1 protein-coding gene is annotated in these 306 nt (G+C 45.1%); it reads left to right on the top strand.

Annotated elements, in window-relative coordinates:
* Nucleotides 1-306: transposase (locus Afil_RS10835; RefSeq protein WP_230268560.1), on the top strand; the 306-nt coding region annotated here is incomplete at both ends.

The raw sequence follows: 306 nt of genomic DNA on the forward strand, positions 1-306 counted from the left end.
CTCTGATTTTCAGGAAGCATTTCAAGATCGATGCCCATGGATTTCTATCGTATTTGACTATTTTCATATCGTTAAGAATTTTAACGATAAAGTGGTCTCTGAAGTCCGGAAGGATGCTCAGAGAGAGCTGATCGCAAGCGGTGAAATCGTGCAGGCCAGGCTTCTCAAAGGGTCGAAGCATATTCTGATGTCTTCTAAGGCAACGCTGGCTTCCAAAGATGCAAAAGGGAAGGCTGGAGCCATGATGGGTGGCGAGAACACCTTGTTTGGGTTAAAGCCAGTTCTTGCCAAAACAGGTTTTGTCAA

Origin of the sequence: Allobaculum fili, assembly GCF_020969955.1 — a bacterium.
Lineage (GTDB): Bacteria > Bacillota_I > Bacilli_A > Erysipelotrichales > Erysipelotrichaceae > Allobaculum > Allobaculum fili.